This window comes from Arthrobacter sp. Soil764, from assembly GCF_001428075.1.
GTDB lineage: Bacteria > Actinomycetota > Actinomycetes > Actinomycetales > Micrococcaceae > Arthrobacter.
Window position 1 is genome coordinate 99999 of the sequence record NZ_LMSI01000001.1, and the last position, 19888, is coordinate 119886.

The 19888-nt window shown below is 66.4% G+C and carries 17 protein-coding genes; 13 read left to right on the top strand and 4 right to left on the bottom strand.

Features of this window, described 5'->3' with window-relative positions; translation table 11 throughout:
- The first annotated feature begins 8 nt into the window (after positions 1-8).
- Entirely contained in the window at positions 9-641 is a 633-nt protein-coding gene (locus tag ASG86_RS00435) for a hypothetical protein (protein WP_056328699.1), read from the top strand.
- Positions 642-643: 2 nt separating this feature from the next.
- The gene (locus ASG86_RS00440) at positions 644-1921 is read left to right on the top strand and encodes an MFS transporter (protein WP_056328701.1); all 1278 of its coding nucleotides are present in this window, start codon (positions 644-646) and stop codon (positions 1919-1921) included.
- On the opposite strand, the gene ASG86_RS00445 is transcribed toward ASG86_RS00440, so the two are convergent.
- Positions 1918-5184, bottom strand: a complete 3267-nt coding sequence (locus ASG86_RS00445) for a family 78 glycoside hydrolase catalytic domain (protein WP_056328704.1) — start codon at positions 5182-5184, stop codon at positions 1918-1920. The genes ASG86_RS00440 and ASG86_RS00445 overlap by 4 nt on opposite strands.
- Positions 5184-6395: a Gfo/Idh/MocA family protein gene (locus tag ASG86_RS00450; protein ID WP_056328707.1), complete on the bottom strand. Its 1212-nt coding sequence runs from the start codon at positions 6393-6395 to the stop codon at positions 5184-5186. The genes ASG86_RS00445 and ASG86_RS00450 overlap by 1 nt, the downstream gene beginning before the upstream one ends.
- Positions 6396-6647: 252 nt before the next feature.
- On the opposite strand from ASG86_RS00450, the gene ASG86_RS00455 reads away from it, so the two are divergent.
- The 6 genes from ASG86_RS00455 to ASG86_RS00480 all read left to right on the top strand — a co-directional run bounded on the left by ASG86_RS00455 (position 6648) and on the right by ASG86_RS00480 (position 12240).
- Positions 6648-7313: a YesL family protein gene (locus ASG86_RS00455; protein WP_056328709.1), complete on the top strand. Its 666-nt coding sequence runs from the start codon at positions 6648-6650 to the stop codon at positions 7311-7313.
- 147 nt (positions 7314-7460) lie between these two features.
- Positions 7461-8990, top strand: coding sequence for an extracellular solute-binding protein (locus tag ASG86_RS00460; protein WP_056328712.1), 1530 nt, complete (start codon positions 7461-7463; stop codon positions 8988-8990).
- Positions 8991-9965, top strand: a complete 975-nt coding sequence (locus tag ASG86_RS00465) for an ABC transporter permease (RefSeq protein ID WP_156386077.1) — start codon at positions 8991-8993, stop codon at positions 9963-9965.
- Between the two features lie 2 nt (positions 9966-9967).
- A complete protein-coding gene (locus ASG86_RS00470; RefSeq protein ID WP_056328715.1) occupies positions 9968-10840 on the top strand; it encodes a carbohydrate ABC transporter permease in 873 nt (290 codons plus the stop codon).
- Positions 10841-10842: 2 nt separating this feature from the next.
- The gene (locus ASG86_RS00475; protein ID WP_056328716.1) at positions 10843-11568 is read left to right on the top strand and encodes a rhamnogalacturonan acetylesterase; all 726 of its coding nucleotides are present in this window, start codon (positions 10843-10845) and stop codon (positions 11566-11568) included.
- A complete protein-coding gene (locus tag ASG86_RS00480; protein ID WP_056328719.1) occupies positions 11569-12240 on the top strand; it encodes a DUF1961 family protein in 672 nt (223 codons plus the stop codon).
- A 66-nt stretch (positions 12241-12306) separates the two neighbouring features.
- On the opposite strand, the gene ASG86_RS00485 is transcribed toward ASG86_RS00480, so the two are convergent.
- Positions 12307-12870 carry a hypothetical protein gene (locus ASG86_RS00485; protein WP_056328721.1) on the bottom strand — a complete coding sequence of 188 codons (564 nt, stop codon included), beginning with the start codon at positions 12868-12870 and terminating at the stop codon, positions 12307-12309.
- Positions 12871-13186: 316 nt separating this feature from the next.
- Between ASG86_RS00485 and ASG86_RS00490 the strand changes: the two genes are divergently transcribed.
- Positions 13187-13564, top strand: coding sequence for a DUF7793 family protein (locus tag ASG86_RS00490; protein WP_056328723.1), 378 nt, complete (start codon positions 13187-13189; stop codon positions 13562-13564).
- Between the two features lie 13 nt (positions 13565-13577).
- Here the strand turns inward: ASG86_RS00490 and ASG86_RS00495 are convergent, their stop codons facing one another.
- Positions 13578-14597 (bottom strand): LacI family DNA-binding transcriptional regulator, encoded by a 1020-nt coding sequence (locus tag ASG86_RS00495; RefSeq protein ID WP_056328727.1) that lies wholly within the window; start codon positions 14595-14597, stop codon positions 13578-13580.
- A gap of 151 nt (positions 14598-14748) precedes the next feature.
- On the opposite strand from ASG86_RS00495, the gene ASG86_RS00500 reads away from it, so the two are divergent.
- From ASG86_RS00500 to ASG86_RS00515, 4 genes are all read left to right on the top strand, one after another.
- A complete protein-coding gene (locus ASG86_RS00500; RefSeq protein ID WP_056328730.1) occupies positions 14749-15093 on the top strand; it encodes an L-rhamnose mutarotase in 345 nt (114 codons plus the stop codon).
- A gap of 93 nt (positions 15094-15186) precedes the next feature.
- The gene (gene rhaI, locus ASG86_RS00505; RefSeq protein ID WP_056328733.1) at positions 15187-16353 is read left to right on the top strand and encodes an L-rhamnose isomerase; all 1167 of its coding nucleotides are present in this window, start codon (positions 15187-15189) and stop codon (positions 16351-16353) included.
- Positions 16354-16359: 6 nt separating this feature from the next.
- Entirely contained in the window at positions 16360-18396 is a 2037-nt protein-coding gene (locus ASG86_RS00510; protein ID WP_056328736.1) for a bifunctional rhamnulose-1-phosphate aldolase/short-chain dehydrogenase, read from the top strand.
- Positions 18393-19853 (top strand): rhamnulokinase, encoded by a 1461-nt coding sequence (locus ASG86_RS00515; protein ID WP_056328739.1) that lies wholly within the window; start codon positions 18393-18395, stop codon positions 19851-19853. Before ASG86_RS00510 ends, ASG86_RS00515 begins: the two co-directional genes overlap by 4 nt.
- Positions 19854-19888 lie beyond the last annotated feature (35 nt).

Sequence of the window (19888 nt, forward strand, 5' to 3'; positions counted from 1 at the left end):
GACAGAAAATGAGCGTCATGGACAGCACCACGCCCGCATCCAGCCACGAGCCCATCCCGGTGAACCGGTTCGCCCTGTTCTCCGAAACCCTCCTGGCGGGGGTGCTGGTGCTGGTGCTGTCCATCCCGCTGGTCACCATCCCCGCCGCCTACGCGGCCGGCACCGCCCACCTTGAGCGGCACCTGAACGGCCGGGACGATTCCGTCCGCGGCCTCTGGAGCCTGTTCAAGGCTGCCCTGCCGGGCAGCTGGAAACTGGGGCTCACCACTGCGGCAGCCGCCGTCGTAACTGTCCTGAACCTTCTGCTCGCATGGGTGGGGCAGCTGCCGGGCCGCGGGCTGGTCCTTCCCGCCACGCTGCTGCTTGCCGCCGGCGCAGCCATCCTGCTGCTCCGCACGGCATCCGCATGGTCCGATTTCTCCGGCATCGGAAGCACCGGCAATGACACATGGCACCGGGCCCTCCAGACCGGCCAGGCAATCTCGCTGCGCGACTGGACCGGCTCCCTGCTGATCGCCGCCGCGCTGTTCGGCGCCGTGGTGTTCGTCTGGATGCTCGCCGCACTTTTCGTTGTGGTTCCCGGCACCCTGATCCTGGCTGCAGCCGCAGTGAAGCTGCGCTCCCACCGCCACCGCAACTGACTGTGCCTTCCCGCCGCACGCGTTCCGCCCCGGACACCCGTCCCGGGACCAGCCAGCCGCGCTGGTACCACCCCTTAAAGCAGCACAACTACCGGCTGTTCCTGGCCATGCAGCTGGCCGGCAGCCTTGGTGTCTGGATGCAGCGCCTGGCCCAGGACTGGCTGGTGCTGCAGCTGACCGGAAGCCCCGCCGCGGTGGGTGCCGCCGTCGCCCTCCAATTCCTGCCCATGCTGGTGGTGGGGCCGCTCGCGGGACTGGTGGTGGACATCTTCCCCAAGCGCCGCATCATGATGGTGTGCCAGTCAATCATTGTCCTGCTCGGTGTGGGGCTGGCCGCGTGGGCCGCGAGCGGCACCATTACCGTGTGGGTGGTCTACGCCAGCTGCATTGCCCTGGGCATCACGGCAGCGGTGGACCAGCCCACCCGGCAGGTCTTTGTCAACGAAGTGGTGGGCGACGCCGGACTGCGGCCCGCGATCGGACTCAACAACGCGCTGTCCCAACTGGGTGCCATGGTTGGGCCGGCACTGGGCGGGATCCTGATCGCACAGGCGGGACCTGCGGCAGCCTTCGCTTCAAACGCGCTGATCGGTGTGCTGGTGCTGGGCATGATCGCCGCCATCCGTGTGCAGGAACTGCATCCGGGTACGCCGGCAGAGCGGGGGCGCGGGCAGGTGCTGGCCGGTTTCCGGTATGTCCGGGAACGGCCGCGGCTGCTCCTCCTCATCCTGCTGGCAGGGCTGCTGGGTGCCTTCGGCATGAACGGGCCCGTGGTCCTCGCCGCCTTTGCCGAGCGCGTGTGGCACAACGGCGTGGAAGGTTTTGGGCTGTTCAACACCGTCAGTGCCCTTGGGGCACTGGCAGGCGCGCTCCTTGCGGCCCGGCTGGGGAACATGGGCCGCAAGGGCATCGTGGCTGCGGCGGGTCTCTTCGGGCTGTCCCAGCTGGTGGCCGCCCTCATGCCCAACCTGGTGCTGTTCGTGGCCATGCTGGTGGTGGTGGGCATCATGACGCTTTTGTTCCTGACCAGCGCCGCCACCGCCGTCCAGCTCGAGGCGGGGCCCGCCATCCGCGGCCGGGTCATGGCGCTGTACCTTCCGCTCCTGCTGGGCGGCCATGCCTGCGGGGGACTCTTGGCGGGCTGGCTTACCGAACAGTTCGGCGTCCGCGCTGGCCTGGTGGTCACCGGCGGCCTGGGGATGCTCTCCGCGGCCGTGGTGGGCCTGCTGCTGTGGTGGCACGGGCGACGGCAGGGGGATTCTGCGCCAGCGGAGGCTTAGGCGGGCGTGAACGTCCACGTTCCGGTGTGCACCCGGAAGTCGCGCGTGGCCCCTGCCCCTTGATGGTCACCTGAAGCGGAACGCACGACGGCGGCATCCGCCCCGGGCCCCTTGACCCCGTAAGTGCCGGCGGGCAGCCGGACGGTGGCCGTAACCCCGGGTGGAATGGTGCACTCCAGCTCCACCTGTCCGCCGCGGCGCTGCCACCCGGCGTGCACATATCCGTTGCCTACCGGGACGCTGCCGCAGGCGTGCTCCAACCGGCACAGCGGCGGCTCGATCAGCACCTCGTTACCGCCCGGCACGCTGAACCGGACTCCGAGCAGGTGTTCTAGGATCTCCTTGAGCACTGCGGCGGACCAGGCGTGCGACTGGCTGTAGTCGCTGCCGTCCGCCAGGTCCCACGCCTCCCAGGTGAAGGTGGCGCCGCGGCCCAGGAGCTGCGCCCAGCCGGGCTGATCCTTGCTGGTGAGAAGGTCCAGCACGGCATCCGTCATCCCTTGACCCAACAGCGCACGGACCAGCCGGTGCACGGTCATGGGGCCCTGCCGCATGCCCATTCCGGCAAGCCTGGCGGCGTCCGCGGCGGCGCACGCTGGCTCGGTGATCCCCAGCGACAGGGGGAAGGAGGTGGCGTGCTGGGAGGCGTGGGAGCTGGGCGTCCCGTCCGCGTGCAGCCCGTCCACCATAACTCCGTTCACCCGCAAGCGCGTGCGGACGCCGGCTGCCAGTGCGCGGGCAGCGGCGGCGTAGCGGGATGCCGCTTCCTCATCACCTGCCGCGCCGCAGAGCCGGGCCGTGGACACCAGCGCGGAGTAGGCCTGGGCATTGACAGTGGTTTTGGCCGCACATTCCATGTCGTAGCCGAACCGGCCGGGCGTCGGCCAGTCCACGATGCCGTGCAGGTAGGGGCCGGAGCCGCCGCCCAGGTTGGTGACCAGTCCCGCCGTCGGGCCCTCCGCGGGAATGTAGCGCAGGGCATAGTCCGCCGTGTCACGCAGGTGCGGCAGCAGTTCCCGGGCCAGGGCAAGATCGCCGGTGCGCAGGTGGTACTCCTCCGCCCATTCCGGCAGCATCAGGGAGAAATCGGGGATGTCGCGTTTGCCGTCACCGTTGGGATAGACGGCGTTGTAGCGACCCTTCTCCTCCCCGGCGCTCCAGTAGCGGCGGGCGGACCAGGCGAACTCCCGCAGCGCCTGCGCCGTAAAGGCGTGTTCGCCGAACAGCGCCATGGTGGCATAGGAAATGTTGGCGGCATCGGCCAGGAACTGTCCCTTTTCGCGGGTGGGGGTATCGACGAACTGTTCCTGCACGCCGTACAGCGCAGAATCGCGGAGCAGCCCGAAGACGGAGTCCAGAACCGGGTCCGAGCTGCTGAAGCTGCCCTCGCCGGGATGGCCGGCGTGGACGGTGGAGGCGCCAACGCGTGAGACCTCCGCGGCGTCCACGCCCGGGAGCTCCAGGTAGCGGAAGCCCAGGTGCACGGAGGCCCGGTAGTGCTGCAGCCCTGAGGCCTGGGTGTAGGGGAAGGACATGTCGGTGTTCTGGCTGGCGGTCTTCCCGGCGTCCACCCGGCCGTCGGAGCCCAGCGCGTAGCCGGCGCGGAGCATGACGGTGCGCCCTGGCACGCCGTCCAGGAAATCAATTTCGGGCCTCGCAGGGATGACCTGGCCGAAGTCCGCCACCATGGTGCCGTCGCCGGCGGTCAGGAACTGCTGCGGCGCCACGAACCGGCCTGAAAGGAATGTCCTGCGGGGGTGCAGCCGGGGAAAGTCCGACGACGGATGGCGGCCTGGGATGATGGCGGCCGGCAGGTCGGCGGCGGCGTTAAGGGACGCCGCAGCCTCCCCGTCCAGGTGCTCCACCGGATCGCCCTCATCGTTGCGGTAGCCCGACTGGCGGTACGGGGCTTCGCCGGCGGTCCAGTCCGGGCCGGACGTGAGGACCTCGCGGCGCCCGTCGTCGTAGTCCACGGTGAGCCGGACCAGCAGGCCCGGAATGCCGGCGGCACGGCCCTGGCCCGGGCCGTACCAGTGGAGCAGGGCCGTCACCGGCACGGGCGTGTCCGCGGGGTGTTGGGCGAGGACCTCCGTGAGATCGGCGGCGTCGTAATAGCCTTCACCGGGGTAGCCAAACGAGGTGGTGCTGAGGCAGGGTGTCCCGGCGACGGAGAGCTGGGCGTGGTGGTGGGCTGCGGCGTAGAGCCGGGCCCGCCGCACTGTCCCCGTGAGCTTCAGGGTGCTCCGGAATAGGGTCCACTCATCGGGCTGGCGGTGTGCCGTGGTCCGTGACCAGTGCGACAGGGAGGCCAGGGCCAGCTCACTGCCGGCGTCAAAACGGTGGTCCAGCAGGAATTCTTCCCGTTCGCCCGGCGTCTCTTGCTTGATACCGGTGATGCGCAGCGAGGCGTACTCGGCCTGGCTTCGCGGGCCCTGGTGCAGGGCAATAGTGCCCGCGGGGACTTGGTCAGCGGACTGTTCAAGCGGCTCATCAACCGCCAGCAGTTCCATACCGTCGACGGACACCCGGATGGTCCTGCCGTCATCGCTCACGGCAAGGTGCCGCCACGCACCGGACGCGGCGCAGGTGGCTTGGGCGCTGGCCAATACCGGGGTTTCCGGAGCGGCGGGGCCCGGGATCTCCCAGGCCGGAGCGTGACGGAGCGATACCTGTCCGTCGGCGCCCAGCTCCAGCAGCAGGCCGGTTCCGGGGCCGCTGCTGCGCAGGAGCACGCCAGCGCGGCCCATCACGGGGCGGAGCCGGGCCTCCAGCTGAAAGCTGCGGAGCCCGGGGCAGGGGACTGGCAGGAAGGGGGACCCGGCCACCCGGAGCGCGCCGTTAAGTATTTCCAGCGGAGCACGTCCACCCGGCGCCCGGCCCATCCAGCCGGCCTGCCAGGAACTGTCAGTCAGGCCTGTGCTGAAGGGCTGCAGGGCAGACCAGGAACCGGTCACTCCGGCTCCGTCCCGGATGCGCACGCGCCAGGCGTAGTCAGCATCGTCGTCCAGCCGGGAACCGCCAAACGGAATGCCGCGCTGGCAGGATGATGCCACCGGTCCCGACATCCACAAAACCGTGCCCTGGGCGTCCTGTACCTCAAGCTCATAGCCTGTTTGCCGCGCAAGGGCTGGATCGCCGTCGTCATCCATGCCCAGCTGCCAGCTGAATGCAGGGGAGGGGGCTGCGGTCAGGCAGGACGCAAGCCCGTCCGTCAGGAGGTTGGCCGCGTGGAGCTGGCCGGCTTCCGGTTCCTGCGCTGCCATCAGGAGGCGGGCAGCTCGAAGGCAACCGGGGCGGCTGCAGCCCAGGGGAGGCCCAGTTCGCTGAACGTGGCATGCTGCCGGCCCGCGCGCTCCAGGGCGTCCTCAATGCCCACCACCACGGCGTGCGCTGCGTCGCCTTCGCCTTCCCAGTGGACATGTGCGGGATCGATGGGGGCAGGAAGGGGCGCTGTCCTGACAGCCTCCAGCACCAGCATGAAGGCTCCGCTGTCCACCAGGCTGCTGGTGAGCGGAACGCCGTGCGCCCGGTGGGCCAGCAGGTTTTCCGTCAGGTCGTCGCGGCCGTACGTTTTCTCCGTGCGCCCGGACTCCGTCTCGATGGTGAGCCGGTCCTCTGTGTAGTGGAACACCGCCGTGCCGGCCGAGCCCTGCAGGGTCAGATAGGGCTCCACGGACTCCGACGCGCAGATGGTCAGGGCGCACGTAATGGGCAGGCCGGCCGCGGTGCGGATCCGGATCACGGAAGTGTCATCGGATTCGATGTCGTTGGCGCGGTACAGTTCGGTCTCCACGGAAGCGACGTCCGCCGTAGTGCGCGCCCCGGCAATGCGCAGGGCAGTCGCCACGGCGTGCGCCAGCGGGTTGGTGGCCACACCGTCCACCACGTCCACGCCGTTGATGCTCCGTTTTCCGGCCCAGCGGGAGCGTTTGTAGTAGGCCCTGTCGCGGACCCAGCGCCCGGTGGCGGAGATGCCTTCCAGGGTCCCGATGGTGCCGGCGGCAAGCAGTTCTTCGATGGCCTTCAGGGCGTGCGAGCCGAGGCTCTGGAATCCGATTTGTACCCCCCGGCCGGATGCCGAAGCCGCTGCGCAGAGGCGGTTGAAGTCGGCCAGGGAGGCGACGGGCGGTTTCTCCAGGTACAGTTCCGCATCCGTGGCGAGGGCGGCCAGGGCCAGCGGGGCATGGGTCTGGATGGGCGTGGCCACAATGATCAGGTCCAGGTCCGGGGTGTCCTCCAGGAGGCGGTCCAGTCCCGGGTAGGAAGCGGCCGACGGCGGGACCGTCCCGGGTGCCGGCGGCTGCGGGTCCGCCACGGCAACGAGTTCAACGCTGCCTCCGGCCTGCAGGCGCTCCAGGTTCCGGAGGTGGTGGGTGCCAAAGCCGTGCACTCCCACCAGCGCAACCCGTGCCGCGGATGCCGGGGTGGCCGCTGTTCCGGCCTCGCTGCCGGGGGCTTCCGTTGCCGTTCCCAATGGTTCTCCATTCCGCCCGGGCACCAGCTTTTCGGGTGCCCAATCTTCGCGCCAGCGGGATTTCAGCAAGCGCTTTCCACCAACAAGTGTGCGGCATGCAGCCCTCCGCAGTCCAGCTATGTAACGATTCAAAATTTCGCTTGACCAACGCGTGGCGGTGGGTCTAGATTTTCGAGAAACCGATTACCAGCGTGATGCGGGACACTTTCCGCTTCGCCTCTGCAACGATGGAGAACAGAAGGGAGTCCCGCCATGCTGTCCGGGACCTTCAGTGCGCGTGCCTACTCGTTTTTTGACACCCTCGTCTGGATAGCGGGACTGAACCTGCTGTGGATCGCTTTTACCCTCCTGGGTCTTGGGGTCTTCGGTGCAGGGCCGGCCACTGCCGCCGCCCATATCGCGGTGCGCAAACGGGCGGCGGGTGACGGCGCTCCGCTGCTGCGAAGCTTCGCCGCCGCGTACTTCCGCAACTTCTTCAGGGCGAACCTGCTTTCGCTGCCGCTGATGGGCGTCGCCGCGGCCCTTGTCCTGAACTGGAACTACTTCTCCCGGGGCCCGGGGCTCTTTCCGCAGCTGATGGCCGCCGCGATCTTTGTTGCGGCAATTTTCCTGGCCGGCGCCGCCTGCTACGTGTTCCCCATGTACGCGCGGTATGAGCTGCCCGCACCGCAATACCTGCTGATGTCCTCCCGTTTCGCGGTGCGGCACCTGGCCGGAACGGTCATCCTGCTCTTTGTCACCGCCGCTGTGGTGTATGCCAGCAGCAGCCTGCCGGGAGTGATCCCGTTCTTCAGTGTTGGAGCCTGGCTGTACCTCACGGGCTGGTTGTGCGACCGCTTCTTCGCCGCCAATGACGAATCCGTGGCGGCGGCGGAACCTGGCGTCCATCCCGCTCTCCAGGGAGCTTCCACCGCCTGACTGCTCCCGCACCCCGCGCCTGCTCCTGCCCTCTAGACGCACTGCGGGCCTTGGGCAGGCGCCCGAATCGCCGGGCAAGAAATGAAACGTATCAATCCAAGGGACAGCCAGCCCTTTAAGTACCCCAACGAAGTGGAGTGGAAAAATATGATCCGCAGAAAACTGTCCCTGGCCGCCGCCGTCGTCACCGCCACGGCCCTGACCCTCACCGCCTGCAGCGGGGGTGACACCCCGGCCGCGGACCTCACCTCCGTGTCCATAATGGCCCCGTTCCTCGAGGCACAGCCGCCCGCAGCGGACGGCGCCGTCCAGAAGAAGCTGGAAGAGCTCACCGGCAAGCAGGTCAAGATCAACTGGGCCCCCAACGCGTCCTACGAGGACAAGACCAACATCACCCTGGCGGGTTCGGACATTCCGCAGGTCATGGTCATCCAGGGGAAGACGCCCGGGTTCGTGAAAAATGCCCAGGCCGGTGCCTTCTGGGACCTGACCGACAAGCTGGACAAGTACCCCAACCTCAAGACAACCTTCCCGGACATCCAGAAGAACGCCAGCGTCAACGGCAAGGTCTATGGCGTGTACCGTGGCCGCGCCCCCATGCGTGCGGCCGTGATGTTCCGGCAGGACTGGCTGGACAAGCTGGGGCTGCAGCCGCCCAAGACCACCGAAGACCTGTACAAGGTGGCCAAGGCCTTCACCGAACAGGACCCGGACGGCAACGGCCAGAACGACACCTGGGGCATCACCATCCCCAAGTGGGGTGCGCTGGGCACCAACAGCCCCTACGACCTGATCGAGGAGTGGTACGGCGCCGGCAACCGCTGGACGGAGAAGGACGGGAAGCTGATCCCCAGCTTCGAAACCGACGAATTCCTCGAAGCCGACCGGTTCATCAAGAAGATGGTGGACGAAAAACTCATCAACCCGGACTTCGCCACCTTTGACAGCACCAAGTGGAACGAACCGTTCTTCAACGGCAAGGGCGGCATCATCGTCGACGTCGACTCCCGGGTGAGCGTCCTCATCAACCTGTTCAAGCAGGCGGACCCCAACAACTTCCAGAACAAGGTGGGCTTCGTGGGCAACCTGGAAGGACCCGACGGCAAGCTGCACGCCCACCCCACCGACGGCTACTCCGGATTCCTGGCCATCCCCAAGGCCAGCGTCAAGACCGACGCTGAACTGGACAAGGTCCTGCAGTTCCTGAACACCATGAACGGCAAGGATGTGGCCATCCTCCTGAACAACGGCATCGAGGGCGTGAACTTCAAGGTGGAGGACGGCAAAGCGGCCACCATCAAGCCGGAGACCCCGGAAGGCAAGGCCGTCACCACCGATATCAAGAGCTACGCGCAGCTGGGCATGAATGTTGCGGGCAATGAGTTCTACCCGGTGAAGCAGCCCTCCGACTACGAGCAGCAGGTCTTCGACAAGCGCACCGAGGTGATGGCCGCGGACCTCAAGAGCGCCGTCTACAACCCGGCTGCTCCCTTCGTTTCCCAGACCTACGTGGCCAAGGGTGCCCAGCTGGACAACATCGTGGCGGACGCCCGGATCAAGTACCTGGCCGGCCAGATCGACGAGCAGGGCCTCAAGGACGCCATCAAGCTCTGGGACACCAGCGGCGGCAACAAGGTCAAGGAAGAGATCAACAAGCTCTGGCAGGACAACAAGTAAATGGCAGCCCCTGTCATTGACACCCTCGCCGGGGAGCGGGTGGGCAAAAAGCCGCCCGCCCCCCGGACCGGGGGCAGGTTCTCCGTCCATTTCGCACACTACAAGTGGCTGTACCTGCTGCTCCTGCCGGGCGTGGTGTACTTCGCGGTGTTCCGCTATGCACCCATGTACGGCGTATCCATCGCGTTCAAGGACTACGTCCCGTTCCTTGGCGTGAACGGCAGCCCCTGGGTTGGGTTCCGGAACTTCGAGGATTTCTTCGCCAACCCGGATTTCCCCCGGTTGCTGGGCAACACCCTCATCCTGGCCTTCCTCAACCTGGGCGTCGCCTTCCCACTGACCATCATCCTGGCGCTGCTGCTGAACGAGGTCCGGCTGTCCATCCTCAAACGCACCGTCCAGACGCTGGTGTACATTCCGCACTTCCTGTCCTGGACCATCGTGGCGTCCCTGAGCTTCCTGCTGTTTGCCCTGGACATCGGCCCGCTGTTCCAGTTCCTGAACAACGTCATGGGCACCAACATCGACTTCCTGTCCGACCCCGCCTGGTTCAGGCCCCTGATCGTGCTGCAGGAAATCTGGAAGAACACCGGCTGGGGCACCATTATCTTCCTGGCCGCGCTGTCCACCGTGGACCAGGACCAGTATGAGGCGGCCATCATCGACGGCGCAGGCCGGTTCCGCCGGGTGTGGCACATCACTCTTCCGGCGATCCGGTCCACGATCATCGTGATGCTGATCCTTGCCATCGGGCAGATGCTGAACACCGGCTTCGAACAGATCTACCTGATGACCAACGCCCTTAACCGGGAAGTGGCGGACGTCTTTGACACCTACGTCTACTTCGTGGGCATCACCCAGGGCGCCTACAGCTACTCCACCGCGGTGGGCCTGTTCAAATCCCTGGTGGGCATCGTGCTGATCTTCGGCACCAACTGGCTGGCCAAGCGATTCAACCAGAGCGGACTGTTCTAGCCATGAAAATCCACAACACCCGCGGCGGCCGGATCTTCGATGCCGTCAATTACGCCTTCCTGTCCCTGATCGGCATCATCACGCTGCTGCCGTTCGTCTACGTCTTCGCCGGGTCCTTTGCCACCGAAGCCGAGATCACCCGCCGGGCGTTCTTCGTCTGGCCGGAACAGTTCACCCTGGGCTCCTACGAGTACATCTTCGCCACGCCGGCGTTCGTGCGGGCGCTGGTGACCACCATCCTGGTCACGGCGGTGGGCACCCTCGTCCAGTTGGCCTTCACCGTGACCATGGCCTACCCGCTGGCCAAGAAGACCCTGCGGGGCAGGAACGTCATCCTGTCCCTGGTGGTTTTCGCCATGGTCTTCTCCGGCGGGATGATCCCCACCTTCCTGCTGGTCAAGGACCTGGGCCTGCTCAACTCCTACTGGGCGCTGATCCTGCCTGCGGCCATCAACCCGTTCAGCCTGATCATCATCAAGAATTTCTTCCAGGAACTCCCCGCGGAGCTTGAGGAATCGGCCAAGATGGACGGTGCCACCGAGATCGGGATCCTCTGGCGGATCCTGCTCCCGCTGTCCAAACCCGTGCTGGCCACTTTTGCACTTTTCTATGCGGTGGGCATCTGGAACGACTTCATGTCGCCCCTGCTCTACCTCAGCGACAACTCCAAATGGACCCTCCAGATGTACCTCCGCCAGGTCACCGCTGCCTCGGACCTGCTGGGCACGGGCAACGTGGACCCCAATTACATCCCGCCGGAACAGGGCATCAAGTTCGCCGTGATCGTGGTGGCCACCCTGCCCATCCTCATCTTCTATCCGTTCCTGCAGAAGCACTTCGCCAAGGGCATGCTCATCGGCTCGGTGAAAGGCTGACCATGAAAATTCTGCTGGCCGGAGACTCAACCGTGGCCAACTGCCCCACGCAGGAGTTCCCCATGAGTGGCTGGGGTGCGCACCTGGCCCCTCTCACATACCGGTGGGGCGCTGTGCACAACTTTGCCAAGGGCGGGGCAAGTACGGAATCCTTCCGCGGTGAGGGGCTGTGGGCGGACCTGCTCGCCCAGGCCGGGCCCGGCGACGTGGTGCTGCTCCAATTCGGCCACAACGACCAGAAAAAGCACCACTTCGCTGCCCGCACCGGGTACGCGGCGAACCTGCGGACCATGGTGGGGGAGGTGCGTGCTGCCGGGGCCGCGCCGGTGCTGTGCACCTCCGTGGAGCGGCGGCACTTCCTGGACGCCAGGCACCCAAACGGCCTCCCGGCGTCGGGCGCTGTCCTGGAAGAAAGCCTGGAGGACTATCCGGAAGTGGTCCGCGAACTCGGCCGGGAGTTGGCGGTCCCGGTGATGGACCTGAACGACTGGACCCGGAGCCTGTACCTCCGCCTGGGGCCGGACGAGTCCCGGGAGCTGTTTTGCCACTTCGCGCCCGGGGAGCATGCGCATTGGCCCGATGGCCTGGCCGACGACACCCACTTCTCCCGGCATGGTGCCGCACTGGTGGCCGCCGAGGTGGCCAGGCAGCTTGGTGCCCTGGGATACGGCGGCTCCAGCGCAGAGCCCGGCACCAAGGAGTTAAGCACGACGGCGGGACGCGGCTAGGTGGGCGCAACACGTTTGGAGACGGGGACCCTTTACAGCAACCCACTGGCAGGACCTGGTGACGTGGCCGGATGGGTGGCCGAAGGACCGGTAAGCGTCGGAAGCCACGAAGGAGCCCTGGAACTTTCCGCCGCGCTGGATGACCAGGAATTCGGCGACCATGCGCACTGGACGTTCTGGTGCCCGGTGGAATTCCCGGACGGAATCCGCATCGGCTGGGACTTCCTGCCGCTCGCGGAGCCCGGCCTGGCCATGCTGTTCTTTGCAGCCGCGGGACACCAAGGGCTGGACCTCTTCAGCCCTGCCCTGGCACCGCGGACGGGCTACTATCCCCAGTACCACTCGGGCGACATCGATGCCCTGCACGTCTCCTATTTCCGGCACAAGTACCCATCAGAGCGTGCCTTCCGCACCTGCAACCTGCGCAAGAGTGCGGGCTTCGAGCTCGTGGCGCAGGGCGCGGACCCGTTGCCGCCCACTGAGGACGCCGCCGGCTTCTACCGGCTGGAAGTAGTGAAGGACGGGGCCCGGGTGGCATTTTCCATCAACGGGCTGCTCCTCTTTGACTGGCAGGATGCCTCGGGGAAGGTGCTGGCCGGCGGCCGGATCGGTTTCCGCCAGATGGCGCCGCTCCGGGCCGCCTACCGGAACCTCGTGGTGGAGCGGCTTTAGCAACAAAGCGGACGGCCCCAAGGGCCGCCCGCTTTGTTTGCTGCAACACCTGAAGCGCTGGGAGAACTACAGTCCCAGGACCCGGTTCAGCAGGTTGGCAAGGCCACTCAGGCCGTTCCCGCCATCCAGGAGGCCGGTGATGGCGCACAGGAGGTTGCCCACCAGGTTGCCCGCTCCGGTCTGGGCGGTGATGTCCAGGACCACCTGGTTCAGGTCCACGTTGAGGCCCAGGAGTTCCAGATGCAGGGGACCCAGAACCAGGTTCAGGACGTCACAGCCAGCCCCGCCGCCGCCAGCCATGGTGGTGGGTGCAGCCGCAGCGGTTGTGGTGACCGTCTGGTCGACGGACTGAGTAGCTCCGGCGAGGTCGGTGAAGGTGCCCTGCAGCAGGCCGGTGACCATGAGCTGGCCGTCCTGGGCGCTGAAGCCGGTGGGCGTGAAGGAGCCGGCGAAGCTGCCTACTCCATCGATGGTCTGGTTGATGGTCCCGGTCACGTTGGCAACCTGTGACGACTGGGAGGCGGCGGAAGGAGCCGCGGGTGCCGCTGCCGTCGCCGGGCCTGCCATGCCAAAGAGCATGGCGCCGGAGAGGGCAATGGCGGTTACTGAAGCTGAGACCTTGGTGCGCATTTTCGGTAAATCCTTTCAGCGCCGGGTTGCGGCGCAGTGAATCCTCCGAGGCTCCGCCCCCATGGAGAACCCCGGCGGAACTGTTTATTTCAAATGCAGTTTTCACTTTCACATGCAGCCCTGGCGGGCCGCGACACGTGGCTTGGACTGGTGATCCAGGCCACGGGCACGTCGACCAACCTAATAGTAAGCATGCTGACTAGTCAAGCCGGGCTGGTGCGCAAGCCTGCTCATGGGGAGCGGCGTGCGCCCCGGGCGGGCCCCCTGGGGCAAGATGGAGGGGTTCAGGAACTGCCCACTGGAGGGAGGCGGGGTTATGGAGCCCGTAACGGTCGACGGCGGCAAAGGCACCGTGGAATTGCGCGACGACGGGATCATCCACCTTATCTGGGAACGCAGCGTCCGGATAGAAGTCGAAGATGCGCAGGCCGCGATGGCCACTGTCAACCAGGTGGCCGGCGCCGGCAGCTATCCCATGCTGGTGGACATGGCCACCACTGAGAATGTGAGCATCCAGGCGCGCTCGGTGTTCTCCATCCCGTGCGCGGCCAACCGCATTGCCCTGCTGGGGGCGAGCCCGGTGGACCGGATCCTCGCGAATTTCTTCCTGGGCGTCCACGTTCCGCCCTGCCCCACGCGCTTCTTCACCTCCCGGACCGAGTCCATGAAGTGGCTGCAGCAGGCCGGGAAGTAACCTGCCGGAAGGGTCAGCCGGCGGGTGTGGCGGTGCTCTGCCGGACCACCAGCTCCGGTGTGAACACCACTGAGCGGTGCACGGGGGTCTGGGACTCCACTTCCTCTGATAACAGCTCGATGGCCGTCCGGCCCAGCAATTCAGTCGGCTGGCGGATGGAGGACAGCGGAACCACGGCGGACACCGCAAAATCGATGTCGTCATAACCAATCAGTGCCACGTCCTCGGGGATCCGGAACGTATGGGTCATGGTGAGCGACTGCATGACGCCAAGGGCCAGGAGGTCGTTGGCGCAGAAAATGCCGTCCGGCAACCCCTCCCGGCCACGTTCCACCAGCACGTCACCCACGCTGCGGCCCGCAAGGACTGTCTGTCCTTCCGCGTCCAGCACCTCGAGCGTGGCCTCCGGCTCCTCCTTGACGGCGCGGCGGGCCCCCTGGAGGCGGTCCGCCACCTGCCGGATGGAGGTGGAGCCGCCGACAAACGCGAGCCGGCGGCGGCCGGTGTCCAGCAGGTGCCGGGCAGCCAGGTACCCGCCGGCGTCGTCATCCACCGCCACGGAGCTGAACTTGGACTCGTCAGCGAGCCGGTCCACCAGCACCGTAGGCACTCCGCGCTCGCGGAGGAGGTCCAGCCGGTCCGTGATGTCACCCACCGGCGAAATCAACAGGCCCTGGACCCGCTGCTCCTGGAAGAGGTCGATGTAGTTTGCCTCCCGGCTGGCATTGTGGCCGCTGTCGCCCAGCAGGACCGCGCTGCCCTGCAATGCCGCGGCGTCCTCGGCGGCCCGGACCACCGAGGTGAAGAAGGGGTTGCCGACGTCCAGGACAATGAGCCCGATGGTGCGGCTGTGGCCCACCCGGAGCTGCCGCGCGGCGTCATTGCGGACAAAGCCGAGTTCATCGATGGCGCGCAGCACCCGTTCCTTGGTCCGGTCCGACACGCGGTCCGGATAGTTCAGGACGTTGGATACCGTCCCCACGGCCACGCTTGCGTGGGTGGCCACGTCCTTGATACTGGCTGTGCGGTTCATCGACTCTCCGTGCTGATATGCCGCCGCGGGTGGGTTTCCGTGCGGGAGATCAAAAGTTTCTGCTGTTGCTTGACACCTGCTCAAGTCCAAGAGTACTTTGAATCGTACCAATGAAACGATTCAAAACTTTTCGAAGTTGAAGGGATTCCCAATGAGGGTGTGTTTCCGTTCTTCTGTCCAGCCGGCGCTGATCGACGAATACCGCCGCCGGCATGCGGCGGTGTGGCCGGAAATGCTGCACGCCCTCAAGGAAGCGGGCTGGCACAACTACTCCCTCTTCCTTGCCGCGGACGGGCTGCTGGTGGGCTACGTGGAGTGCGACGACTTCGATGCCGTCCGTGCCCGCATGGCCCTCACAGACGTCAACGCCCGCTGGCAGGCGGAGATGGCAACCCTTTTTCAAGATTCCGGCCAGGCGCCCGACGAAGGGTTCCAGGTCCTGGAAGAAGTCTTCAACCTCGACAGCCAGTTGGCAGCACAGTCCTCCGCAGGCTGACTGATAAAACGCAGACACGACCAGCACGGCTCCAGCAGCGGGGCAACCACCACAACGCATCAGACTGATCATCAAACACCGGAAAGAACCATCATGAATGACGTAGCAACGGCGCTGGGCAGGCTCGGGGAGCTTGCCATCGAGGTCCCCTCGTGGGCCTATGGAAATTCAGGCACACGGTTCAAGGTGTTTGGCACACCCGGGACCCCGCGGACCGTGCAGGAGAAGCTGGCCGATGCCGCCAAGGTTCACGAACTGACCGGCTTGGCGCCCACGGTGGCTCTGCATATTCCGTGGGACAAGGTGGATGACTACGCCGCCCTGAAGGAGTATGCGGCCGGCCTGGGCGTGGGCCTGGGAACGATCAACTCCAACACGTTCCAGGATGACGAGTACAAGTTTGGTTCATTGACCTCGTCCAGCGAGTCCGTGCGCCGCCGGGCTGTCGACCACCACCTGGACTGCATCGAGATCATGCACGCCACGGGCTCCAGGGACCTGAAGATCTGGCTGGCGGACGGCACCAACTACCCCGGCCAGGATGACATGCGCGGCCGCCAGGACCGGTTGGCCGAGTCACTGCAGGAGATTTACGCCGCCCTGGGCAACGAGCAGCGCCTGGTGCTCGAGTACAAGTTCTTCGAGCCCGCTTTCTACCACACGGACGTTCCAGACTGGGGCACCTCCTACGCCCAGACCCTGGCGCTGGGCGAGAAGGCGTTCGTCTGCCTGGACACCGGCCACCACGCCCCGGGCACCAACATCGAGTTCATCGTGATGCAGCTGCTGCGCCTGGGCAAACTGGGCTCCTTCGACTTCAACTCGCGCTTCTACGCCGACGACGACCTCATCGTGGGTGCCGCTGACCCGTTCCAGCTCTTCCGCATCATGCACGAGGTCATCCGCGGCGGCGGCTTCGGCAAGGATTCCGGCGTGGCCCTCATGCTGGACCAGTGCCACAACCTGGAAGAGAAGATCCCGGGCCAGATCCGCTCCGTCCTGAACGTCCAGGAAATGACCGCCCGGGCCCTGCTGGTGGACACCGCAGCCCTGGCCGAGGCCCAGCGCGCCGGGGATGTCCTGGCAGCCAACGGCATCTTCAACGATGCCTTCTACACCGACGTCCGGCCCATCCTGGCCGAGTGGCGTGAAACCCGCAGCCTCCCCGCGGACCCGCTGGCCGCCTTCAAGGCCAGCGGATACCAGAAAAAGATCAACGAGGACCGCGTGGGCGGCCAGCAAGCCGGATGGGGCGCCTGAATAGCCATGACGAACAAGACTGTTGAAGAACTGATTTCCCGTTCCAACCGACTGGGTGCGGACAAGCGGAACACCAACTTTGCCGGCGGCAACACCTCCGCCAAGGGCACCGAAAAGGACCCCGTCACCGGTGAGGACGTCCAGCTGCTGTGGGTCAAGGGATCCGGCGGGGACCTGGGCACGTTGAAAGCGGAGAACCTCGCGGTGCTGCGCCTGGACCGGCTGAACGCCCTGAAGAACGTCTATCCGGGCGTTGAGCGAGAAGACGAGATGGTGGCCGCGTTCGATTACTGCCTGCACGGCAAGGGCGGCGCGGCTCCCTCGATCGACACTGCCATGCACGGCCTGGTTGACGCCGCGCACGTGGACCACCTGCACCCGGACTCCGGCATTGCCATTGCGACGGCGGCGGACGGCGAAGCGCTGACCACCAAGATCTTCGGCAACAAGGTTGTCTGGGTGCCCTGGCGCCGTCCGGGGTTCCAGCTGGGCCTGGACATCGCCGCGATCAAGGAAGCCAACCCCCAGGCCATCGGCACGATCCTGGGCGGCCACGGCATCACCGCCTGGGGTAATACCAGCGAAGAAGCCGAGCAGAACTCGCTGTGGATCATTGAGCAGGCCGAGAAGTACATCAAGGACAACGGCAAGGCGGAGCCTTTCGGCCCCAAGCTGCCCGGTTACGGTGCCCTGCCGGAGGCAGAGCGCCGCGCCAAGGCCGCAGCCCTGGCACCCGTGATCCGCGGCCTGGCCTCCACCGACAAGCCGCAGCTGGGGCACTTCAGCGATGACGCCGTCGTCCTGGACTTCCTCGAAGCCGCGGAGCACCCGCGCCTGGGCGCCCTGGGCACCTCCTGCCCGGACCACTTCCTGCGCACCAAGGTCAAGCCGCTGATCCTGGACCTGCCCGCCAACGCCTCGATCGAGGACTCGATCGCGCGGCTGCACGAGCTGCACGCCGACTACCGCGAGGACTACCAGGCCTACTACGACCGCAACAAGGACCAGGACAGTCCCGCACTGCGCGGTGCGGACCCGGCCATCGTGCTGGTCCCGGGCGTGGGCATGTTCTCTTTCGGCGCCAACAAGCAGACGGCCCGCGTTGCCGGTGAGTTCTACATCAACGCCATCAACGTGATGCGCGGCGCCGAGGCCATCTCCACCTACGCCCCGATCGAGGAATCCGAAAAGTTCCGGATCGAGTACTGGGCGCTGGAGGAAGCCAAGCTGGCCCGGATGCCCAAGCCCAAGTCCCACGCCACCCGCATTGCCCTGGTCACCGGCGCAGCCTCCGGCATCGGCAAGGCCATCGCCACCCGCCTCGCCGCGGAAGGCGCCTGCGTTGTCATCGCAGACCTGAACCTCGAGAACGCCGAAAAGGTGGCCGAAGAGCTTGGCGGGCCGGACGTTGCCATCGGCGTCCAGGCGGACGTCACGGACGAAGCACAGGTGGCGGCCGCCATCGATGCCGCCGTCCTGGCGTTCGGCGGAGTGGACCTTGTGGTCAACAACGCCGGCCTGTCCATCTCCAAGCCGCTGCTGGAAACCACCGAAAAGGACTGGGACCTGCAGCACAACGTGATGGCCAAGGGCTCGTTCCTGGTGGCCAAGGCAGCAGCGAAGGTGATGATCGCGCAGGGCCTGGGCGGGGACATCATCTACATCTCCTCAAAGAACTCCGTGTTCGCCGGCCCCAACAACATCGCCTACTCCGCCACCAAGGCAGACCAGGCACACCAGGTGCGGCTGCTCGCGGCCGAACTGGGCGAGTACGGCATCCGCGTCAACGGCATCAACCCCGACGGCGTGGTCCGCGGCTCCGGCATCTTCGCCGGCGGCTGGGGTGCCAAGCGCGCCGCAGTCTACGGCGTGGACGAGGAAAAACTGGGCGAGTACTACGCCCAGCGCACCCTGCTCAAGCGCGAAGTCCTGCCCGAGCACGTGGCCAACGCCGCCGCCGTGCTCACCAGCAACGAACTGTCCCACACCACCGGCCTGCACATCCCCGTGGACGCCGGAGTGGCCGCAGCCTTCCTTCGATGAGCACAGTTCCTGGCCCCGGCGTGTTTGCCGCCGTCGACATTGGTGCCTCCTCAGGGCGCGTGATGCTGGGCCGCGTTACCGGGTCCGGGGTGTCGCTGGAGACAGTGCACCGCTTCCCCAACGGCGTGGTGGAGCTCGACGGCGGCCTTCGCTGGGACTTCGACGCCCTGTTCGCGGAGGTCCTGTCCGGCCTCCGCGCCGCGGCCACAGTGGCGGCCGTGCAGGGCGAAACGATCACCAGCATCGGCATTGACACCTGGGCGGTGGACTACGGCCTGGTGAATGCGTCGGGGAAGCTGGTGGCACAGCCTTTCAGCTACCGCGACGACCGCAGCAGGGCAGCCATTGCCCCTGTCCACGCAAAACTGGACCCGGCGCGCCTGTACCAGACCACGGGGCTGCAGTTCCTGCAGTTCAACACCATCTACCAGCTGGCCACCGAACGTCACCTGGACGGGTTGAAGGCGCTGCTGATCCCGGACCTGATCGCGTTCCTGCTGACCGGGGTGCGCCGGACCGAGGCCACCAACGCCTCCACCACCGGGCTGTTCGACGCCGTGGCGGGGGAGTGGGCCACCGAGTTCTTCAGGGCGCTGGGGCTGCGGAAGGACCTGTTCCCGCCATTGATCCAGCCCGGGGAGGCCTACGGAAACCTCCTGCCGGATGTTGCCGCAGCGGTGGGCTTGCACCGGGAAACCACCGTTGTGGCGGTGGGTTCGCACGACACTGCCTCCGCGGTGGTTGCCGTTCCTGCCCGGGATGACGCTTTTGCCTACATCTCCTCCGGTACCTGGTCCCTGGTGGGGCTGGAACTGAAGCATCCGGTTCTGACGGAGGCCAGCAGGGAAGCCAACTTCACCAATGAACGGGGCGTGGACGGCACCATCCGCTACCTGCGCAACGTGGGTGGACTATGGCTGCTGAGCGAATGCCAGCGGACCTGGGCCGGCGAGGGTTTCCAGCCGGACCTCGCCGCACTGCTGGCGGCCGCCGCGGCATTGCCCGCCGGCGGTCCGCAGGTAAATGCCGACGATCCCTACTTCATTGCGCCGGGCAGTATGCCGGAGCGGATCCGGGCGGCCGTACGGCGCACCGGTGAGGTCCTGGCCAACGATCCGGCGGCCATCACCCGCTGCATCATGGACAGCCTCGCCGCTGCGTATGCCAGGACCATCACGGCTGCAGAACGCCTGGCGGACCGTGAGGTGGATGTGGTGCACGTAGTGGGCGGCGGCTCGCAGAACACCCTGCTCTGCCAGCTCACCGCCAATGCCACCGGGCGCCCCGTGGTGGCCGGCCCCGTCGAGGCCACAGCCCTGGGTAACGTGCTCATCCAGGCCCGCGCCGCCGGGGCACGCACTGGCGGACTGCCACAGCTGCGCGGAATCATTGCCGCCGGAACCAGCCTTCGTCGCTACGAACCGCTCATCACCGCGCACCAGGGGTACGTGAAGTAAAAATAGAGGAACTCCACGTGAGGCCTACAAACAAC